The 7,396-nt window shown below is 74.0% G+C and carries 8 protein-coding genes; 1 reads left to right on the top strand and 7 read right to left on the bottom strand.

The genetic code is table 11. The features are described 5' to 3' along the window. Window positions 1-120 precede the first annotated feature (120 nt). The 7 genes from ACFV61_RS30140 to ACFV61_RS30110 are packed head-to-tail and all read right to left on the bottom strand — an operon-like array spanning window position 121 to window position 5,326. The gene (locus ACFV61_RS30140; RefSeq protein WP_063351612.1) at window positions 121-441 is read right to left on the bottom strand and encodes a TcmI family type II polyketide cyclase; all 321 of its coding nucleotides are present in this window, start codon (window positions 439-441) and stop codon (window positions 121-123) included. Window positions 442-446: 5 nt separating this feature from the next. Then, entirely contained in the window at window positions 447-902 is a 456-nt protein-coding gene (locus tag ACFV61_RS30135; RefSeq protein ID WP_063350292.1) for an SRPBCC family protein, read from the bottom strand. Between the two features lies 1 nt (window position 903). Beyond that, entirely contained in the window at window positions 904-1,167 is a 264-nt protein-coding gene (locus tag ACFV61_RS30130) for an acyl carrier protein (RefSeq protein WP_063350293.1), read from the bottom strand. 34 nt (window positions 1,168-1,201) lie between these two features. After that, window positions 1,202-2,443: a beta-ketoacyl synthase N-terminal-like domain-containing protein gene (locus tag ACFV61_RS30125; RefSeq protein WP_063350294.1), complete on the bottom strand. Its 1,242-nt coding sequence runs from the start codon at window positions 2,441-2,443 to the stop codon at window positions 1,202-1,204. Between the two features lie 5 nt (window positions 2,444-2,448). Then, complete coding sequence (locus ACFV61_RS30120; protein ID WP_063350295.1) at window positions 2,449-3,705, bottom strand: beta-ketoacyl synthase; 1,257 nt, start codon at window positions 3,703-3,705, stop codon at window positions 2,449-2,451. Then, window positions 3,702-4,127, bottom strand: coding sequence for a cupin domain-containing protein (locus ACFV61_RS30115; RefSeq protein WP_063350296.1), 426 nt, complete (start codon window positions 4,125-4,127; stop codon window positions 3,702-3,704). Before ACFV61_RS30115 ends, ACFV61_RS30120 begins: the two co-directional genes overlap by 4 nt. A 32-nt stretch (window positions 4,128-4,159) precedes the next feature. Then, window positions 4,160-5,326: a SchA/CurD-like domain-containing protein gene (locus ACFV61_RS30110; RefSeq protein ID WP_380495037.1), complete on the bottom strand. Its 1,167-nt coding sequence runs from the start codon at window positions 5,324-5,326 to the stop codon at window positions 4,160-4,162. A 206-nt stretch (window positions 5,327-5,532) separates the two neighbouring features. Between ACFV61_RS30110 and ACFV61_RS30105 the strand changes: the two genes are divergently transcribed. Beyond that, a complete protein-coding gene (locus ACFV61_RS30105) occupies window positions 5,533-7,254 on the top strand; it encodes an FAD-dependent oxidoreductase (RefSeq protein ID WP_380495036.1) in 1,722 nt (573 codons plus the stop codon). Window positions 7,255-7,396: the final 142 nt, after the last annotated feature.

Raw genomic sequence — 7,396 nt, 5'->3', positions numbered from 1 at the left:
GCGCCGGGCGGGCCCGGGCGGCGCTGACCCCCCGCCCGAGCGGGCCGGACACGCAGGTGGGCCCGCCCCCGGCGGAGGGCGGGGGGCGGGCCCAGGACGAGCGGGACGGGTGGGACGGGGTCAGCGGTCCCAGCGGTAGAACTCGTGCGCCATGGCGTCCTTCGGCTCGCGCCAGGTGGCCGGGTCGTAGGCCTGGACGAAGGCGGTCAGCTGGTCACTGACGGACCGGAACTCCGGGTGGCCGATGACCTTGGCGACGGCCGGGCCCGGCGGGCGGTCGGCCTCGATGAGGTGCAGGTAGACGTCGCCGAACTGGAACAGGCTGCGGCCGGTGACGCCGATCAGGTGCGGCAGTTCGCCCTGGTCGGACGTGGCGAACACCTCGGCGATGTCCGGTGCCGCCTCCGGCTTCATCCGGGCGACGATCAGGGCGCGGTGCATCCCGGTCACCGCTCCGCCGCCCGCTTCTCGACCTTCTCGCGGATCAGCTCCAGCTGGATCCGGGAGTTGCGGTTGATGTGGTTGACCATGCCGTGGTCGTCGACCGGGGCGGTGGGCTTCATCGCGAAGTCCTGGATCCAGCGCATCCTCGTCCCGGCCGGGACCTCCGCGTACTCCCAGCGGATGTCCATGAACTCGAACGGGCCGGGCTCGACCCGGCGGGCTCGCACCGCGAGCGAGGACTTGTCGGTGGTGCGCTCGGAGACCCAGCTCCACACCTGGCCGTTCTCGTCCGGGTGCATGGTGAGCCGGAAGCGGACGCTGTCGCCGTCGCGCTCCAGCACCTCCACCGAGGCGTACTCGCTGAAGAGGTCCGGCCAGTTCTCCAGGTCGTTGGTGATCTCCCAGACCAGGTCGAGGGGGGCGGCGATGACGATCTCGTTGTCGGTGTGTCCGGGCATCTCAGGCACCAGCTTTCGGGGAGAGGAGGGAGGTGTTGACGAGCTCCAGGAACTCGGCCGGGGTCTTGGCGGACTCGGCGCCCGAGGTGACCTTGAGGCCGTGCCGGTTCTCCAGTTCGCCGACGACGCCGAGCAGGCCGAGCGAGTCGACGCCGAACTCGTCGAACTGCGCGCCCGGGCGCTCCAGGTGGAGCGGGTCGACGGTGACGCCGGCCCGGGCCTGGATCAGGGCGGCCAGCTCGGGATAGCTGAGGGTGTTGCTCACGGGGTGTCCCTTCGGTGGAATTGCGGGTGCGGTCTCAGGGCCGGTCTCCGCACCGGAGCACCAGCGCGGAGTTGGAACCCATCAGCCCGCGGCTGAGCACCAGTGCGGTGCGCAGTTCGGCCGGACGGGCGCGGCCGGTCACCAGGGCGAGGTCGTGGCTGACCTCGGTGACGTTCGGGGTGGGCGGCAGCACGCCGTCCTCCATGGCCAGGACGGCGGCCGCCACGTCCAGCAGCGGCGCGCCGCAGTAGGCCCGTCCGGTACCGGACTTGGGGGCGGTGACCGGGACGCGTTCGGCCGCCGGGCCGAGCGCGTCGGCCAGTGCGAGCGCCTCGGCCCGGTCGGCGGCCGGGACGCCGAGCGCGTCCGCGAAGACCACGTCGATCTCCTCGGGCGCGATCCTGGCCTCGTCCAGCGCGATGCGGATCGCGGCGGCCAGCCCCTCGCGGGACTCCTCCCAGCGGGAGGCCCCGGTGAAGGTGGAGCCGTGCCCGGCCAGGTGGGCCCGGACGGCGGCACCGCGCCGCCGGGCCGCCTGCTCGTCCTCCAGCAGCAGCATCGCGCCGCCCTCGGCGGGGGCGAAGCCGCAGGCCTGCGCGGTGAACGGCAGATAGGCCCGGTCGGGCTGCCCGGCGAGGCTGACCTCCGGGTAGCCGAGCTGGCAGACCATCGAGTACGGCGCCAGCGGTGCCTCGGCGGCGCCAGCCACCACCGCGTCGGTGCCGCGCTCGATCGTGCGGGCCGCGTGCGCGAGCGCGTCCAGGCCGCCGGCCTCGTCGCTGGCGACCACCCCGCACGGGCCCTTGTAGCCGCCGCGGATCGAGATCTGGCCGGTGCTGGCCGCGTAGAACCAGGCGATGGACTGGTACGGGCCGACGAACTGCGGCCCCTGGCCCCAGAGCTGCTGGAGCTCGCGCTGGCCGAACTCGCCGCCGCCGGAGCCGGCCGCGGTCACCACCCCGACCGCGAAGGGATGTTCGGGGTCGGGGTGGAACCCGGCGTCCGCCACCGCCAGGTCGGCGGCGGCCATCGCGTAGTGCGTGAACCGGTCGGTCTGCACCAGGTACCGGCTGTCGATCGCGGCCCGCGGGTCGAAGTCCCGCACCTGGCCGGCGACGCGCAGCGGCAGCCCGTCGCAGCCCTCGCGGGTGATCCGGTCGAGGACGCTCACGCCCTGCCTGGTGGCCTTCCAGAAGGCGTCGGCCCCAACGCCGTTCGGCGCCACCACGCCGAGGCCGGTGACCACCGCCCGGCGGCCCTGCTGACGTGACGTCATGACACTCACCCCGTTCTGTTGAGCACGACGGCGGACTGGAATCCGCCGAATCCGCTGCCGACCGAGAGGATGTGGCTCAGCGGCAGCTCGCGCGCGGTGCGCGGCACGTAGTCGAGGTCGCACTCCGGGTCGGGAGTCTCGTAGTTGGCGGTCGGCGGCACCACGCCGTGGGCCAGCGCCAGGGTGCAGGCGACCACCTCGATGGCGCCGATCGCGCCGAGCGAGTGCCCGACCATCGACTTGATGGAGCTCATCGGCGTCCGGTAGGCGTGGGCGCCGAGCGAGCGCTTGACGGCGGCGGTCTCGTGCCGGTCGTTCTGCTTGGTGCCCGAACCGTGCGCGTTGACGTAGCCGACGTCGGTGCGGTCCACCCGGGCGTGGGCGAGCGCGTCGTCGATCGCCCGGGACATCTCCAGCCCCTCCTGGGTGAGGCCGGTCATGTGGTAGGCGTTGCCGAAGGTGGCGAAGCCGCCGAGCTCGCCGTAGATCCGGGCGCCACGGCGGCGGGCGTGCTCCAGTTCCTCCAGCACCAGGACGGCGCCGCCCTCGCCGAGGACGAAGCCGTCCCGGTGGGCGTCGAAGGGCCGGGAGGCGTGCTCCGGGTCGTCGTTGCGCTCGCTGGTGGCCTTGATGGCGTCGAAGCAGGCGACGGTGATCGGCGAGATCGGTGAGTCGGAGGCGCCGGCGATGCAGATGTCGGCGCGCCCCTCCTCGACGGCCTGGAAGCCGTAGCCGATCGCGTCGAGGCCGGAGGTGCAGCCGGTGGAGACGGTCTGCACCGGGCCGTGCGCGCCGGTGCGCTCGGCGACCGTGGAGGCCAGCGTGCTGGGCGCGAAGGCCCGGTGCAGCTGCGGTTCGGCCCGCTGGTGGTCGACGTCCCAGCGGGCGCCGCCGGCGCTGACCAGGGCGTAGTCGTGCTCCAGTCGGGTGGTGCCGCCGACGGCGGTGCCGAGCGAGACGGCGATCCGCCACGGGTCCTCGGCGGCCAGGTCCAGGCCCGCGTCGGCGATCGCCTCGTCCGCCGCGACCATCGCGAACTGCACGTAGCGGTCGGCCCGCTGGACGTCCGCCGGGCTCAGCCCGTGGGCCGCCGGGTCGAAGTCGACCTCGGCGGCGATCCGGGAGCGGAACCCGGTGGGGTCGAAGAGCGTGATGCCCCGGGTGGCGGTGCGGCCGGCGGTGAGGAGCTCCCAGAACGCCCGGACCCCGACCCCGCCGGGCGCGACGACGCCGATCCCGGTGACGGCGACGCGCCGGGTCACGAGGCCACCTTGGCGTGTTCCGGCGGCCCGGCGGCGCCGGTCTCCTCGGTGTCCACGTGGCCGAGCTCGGGGCGGGGGGCGAGTGGGCCGAGGTGGAACACCATCCGGGCCTCGGTGTCGCCGACGTTGCGGAAGCGGTGGCGCATGTTGATCGGGATCATCAGGCCCTGGTTGGGCTTGATCGGACGGCTCTCGCCGTCCAGGTCCACCTCCAGGTCGCCGCTGACCACGAACACGAACTCCTCGGAGTACGGGTGGTAGTGCTCGCCGATCCGCTCGCCGGGCTGGACGATGGCCAGCCCCATGAACCCGCTGGTCGCCCCGCAGGTGGTCGGGGTGAGCATGGCGCGCAGGTCGCCGCCGCGCCGACGGTTCTCCGGTGCCTCGTCGACGTGCACGATCCGTGGGTACTGCGTGGTCATGGTGTTTTCCTCCGAGAGATGCGGCTGGTTCTTCAGTTGTCCTGCGAGCTGCGGTCGGTGACCGGGTTCATGGCGCGGGCGGCGAGGACGGCGGCGAGCCCGGTGGCGGTGCGCAGGTCGCCCTGCGGGCCGAGGTCGAGCAGCCGGCCGAGCGCGGCGGCCTCCTGGTCGCCCGCCACGCCGAGGGCGGCCGCCGGGTCGGCCTCGGCCGGCACCCGCAGGTCGACCAGGCGCACCACCACGTCCGCCCGGTGGAACACGGTGCTGGCCGCGACCGGGCCGGTCGGGTCGGCGGTGGCGAGGTTGTCGTAGTCGGCGAGCAGCTCGGCGACGGCCTGCCCCTCGCCCGGGCGGACGGGGTACAGCACGGCGTGCCGGTGCAGCCGGGCGGAGGTCGGGGAGCTGGCGATCGCCTGGTGCTTCGCCGGCAGCGCGGCCCGGGCGAAGAAGGCGCGCGCGGCCTGCGGGTCGCCCAGCTGGCGGGCCTCCTCCAGGTACGGGTTGATCGCCTCCTCGACGGCCCGCACCTCCGGCTGCATCGCCACGTGGCGCAGCGCGTCGCCGAGGTTGCCGACCACCTCGACGGCCCGGACCACCCGGTTGCCGTGCATGAACAGCGAGGTGCGGCGCAGCCGGGTGTGCTCGTCCACCTCGGCCCGGGGCGAGGCGTAGCCGGACAGGATCCGGGCGACCTCGTGCTCGCTGCCGGGCTTGACCGTGAAGGTGAGCGCGTGCCGGACCACGCCGTCCGGGCCGGGCTCGGCCTTCGGCGGGCCGACGTGCCCGGCGGGCTCGGTGCGCGGCAGGCCGGGCGGCACCTCCAGCGGGGCCCGGGTGCCGGTGGAGCCGGCCGCCGAGGTCTCGCGCAGGATGCCGTAGCGCAGCGAGCGGAAGTTGTCGCTGACGCAGCCGTGCATCGGCTTGACCATCTCGCGGTGGGCGGGGCTGTCCACCCACTCCAGGAAGGTGTCCTGGTCCTCCCACTCGCTGGTGATCAGCCACTGGCGGGGGTCGTTGATCGACTGGCACAGCTGGTCGCTGACATGGCCGGGCACCGAGGCCACCTGGTGGCGCAGCTGCTCGTAGACGTCGAGGAAGCGCTGCTGGGCGCCGTCCTGGATCTCCAGCATCAGTACCACCCGGAGCCGGGTGTCGGAGTCGGCCTGCTGCTTCCGCTGCGGTTCGGACAGAGTTGTCATGGTCCACTTTCTGCTCTGGGCCGCACGTTGCGGGCCGCGGTGGGCCGCGTCCGGGGGGTGCTCCCGGCTTGGGAGGGCGGTGCGACGGCGATCGGCCCGGTCGGTCGGCGCCAGGCCTGAAGTCGATCGTGAGCGGCGTACCGGGGTGCCGCGATATTTGCGGGCCATCCGGGCGAAGAGGCGGCACAAGCACCCTCGGGCGGGGGATGGAAGAGCGGGGCCCCCGGTCGTGCGGTCGCGTCGACGGCGGCCCCGATCCCAGCCACCGGTCCGCTGAATCCCCTGACAGGGCGGAGCAATTGATGAATCCGAAGGTTGACGACCGGGTGCCGGTCCTGATCGTGGGAGGGTCGCTGGTCGGGCTGTCGGCCTCGCTCTTCCTCGGCCGACTGGGTGTCAGGCACCTGCTGGTCGAGAAGCACGCAGACACCTCGCATCACCCGCGTGGCCGAGGCAACAACGTCCGCACGATGGAGCTGTACCGGGTGGCCGGGATCGAGCCGGCGATCCGCGAGGCGGCGTCGGTCCTCGCCCCGAACCACGGCATCCTCCAGGCGCCCTCGCTGACCGGCACCGAGCAGGAGTGGCTGTTCCGGGAGATCGACCCCGGCGGGCGGCTCGCCCGGTTCAGCCCCAGCTCGTGGTGCCTGTGCAGCCAGAACGACCTGGAGCCGGTGCTGCTGCGCGCCACCCGCGACCTCGGCGGCGACGTCCGCTTCAACACCGAGCTGCTCTCCTTCGAGCAGGACGCCGAGGGCGTCACCTCGGTGCTGCGCAGCCGGGAGACCGGCGAGGAGCGCCGGGTGCGCTCGGACTACCTGATCGCCGCGGACGGCCCGCGCAGCCCGGCCCGCGAGCGCCTGGGCATCGGCCAGAGCGGCCAGGGCGAGCTGTTCCACAACGTCAGCATCACCTTCCGCGCCAAGCGGCTGGCCGACGTGGTCGGGGACCGGCACTTCATCGCCTGCTACCTGACCAACCCGGAGGCGGACGGCGCGCTGCTGCCGGTGGACAACCAGGAGGAGTGGGTCTTCCACGCGCCCTGGCACCCCGAGCACGGTGAGCCGCTGGAGGCGTTCACCGACGAGCGCTGCGAGCGGCACATCCGCACCGCCGTCGGCCTGCCGGAGCTCGACGTCGAGGTGACCGGCCGGGCGCCCTGGCACGCCGCCGAGCGGGTGGCCGAGCGGTACGGCGCCGGGCGGGTCTTCCTCGCCGGGGACTCCGCGCACGAGATGTCGCCGACCGGCGCGTTCGGCTCCAACACCGGCATCCAGGACGCGCACAACCTGGCCTGGAAGCTCGCCGCGGTGCTCTGCGGGTGGGCCGGGCCGGAGCTGCTGGAGACGTACGGGCAGGAGCGGCGCCCGGTCGCGCAGGTGACCAGCGAGCGCGCCTCGGCCCGCTCGGCCGAGCACAGCCACCCCGGGTACGCGGTGGTGCCGGGTGCCGGGCGGCAGACCGGGGTGCTCGGGGTGGCGCTCGGCTACCGCTACCCGGTGGGCGCGGTGACCGGGACGGACCCGGCGGGCGCGGTCGTCCCCGAGAAGTTCGAGTCGGCCGGGGAGCCGGGCAGCCGCGCCCCGCACCAGTGGCTGCTGCGGGCGGGCGTGCGCCTGTCCACGCTGGACCTGTACGAGCAGGCGATGGTGCTGCTCACCGGCCCCGAGGGCGCGGCCTGGCAGGCCGGGGCGCGGCGGGCGGCCGACCGGCTGGCCGTCCCGCTGGACGCCTACCGGATCGGCGGCGGCGCCGAGGACGACCTGGCGCCGGAGCCGGGCGCGGACTTCGCGGAGCTGCACGGGATCGGCCCGGCCGGCGCCGTGCTGGTCCGGCCGGACGGCTTCGTCGCCTGGCGCTCGACGGGCGCGGCGGACGACCCGGAGGCGGAGGTCGCCGGGGCCCTGCGGGCGGTGCTGAGCCTGTAGGGCGTGGCCGACAACGGGACCTGCCCCCCCGGGTTGGCACCCGCCGGCGCGGGGTGGGGGTGGGGGGGGGGGTTATAAAAAAAAACCCACCCCACCAAACACAATGGATTTGGGTTTGGGGTGTGGGGGTGGTTTATGTGGG

The sequence above is a fragment of the Kitasatospora sp. NPDC059817 genome (assembly GCF_042731835.1).
In the GTDB taxonomy this organism is placed as follows: Bacteria; Actinomycetota; Actinomycetes; order Streptomycetales; family Streptomycetaceae; genus Kitasatospora.
The sequence above is the reverse complement of the archived record's forward strand: the minus strand, read 5'-3'. Positions and strand labels throughout refer to the sequence as shown.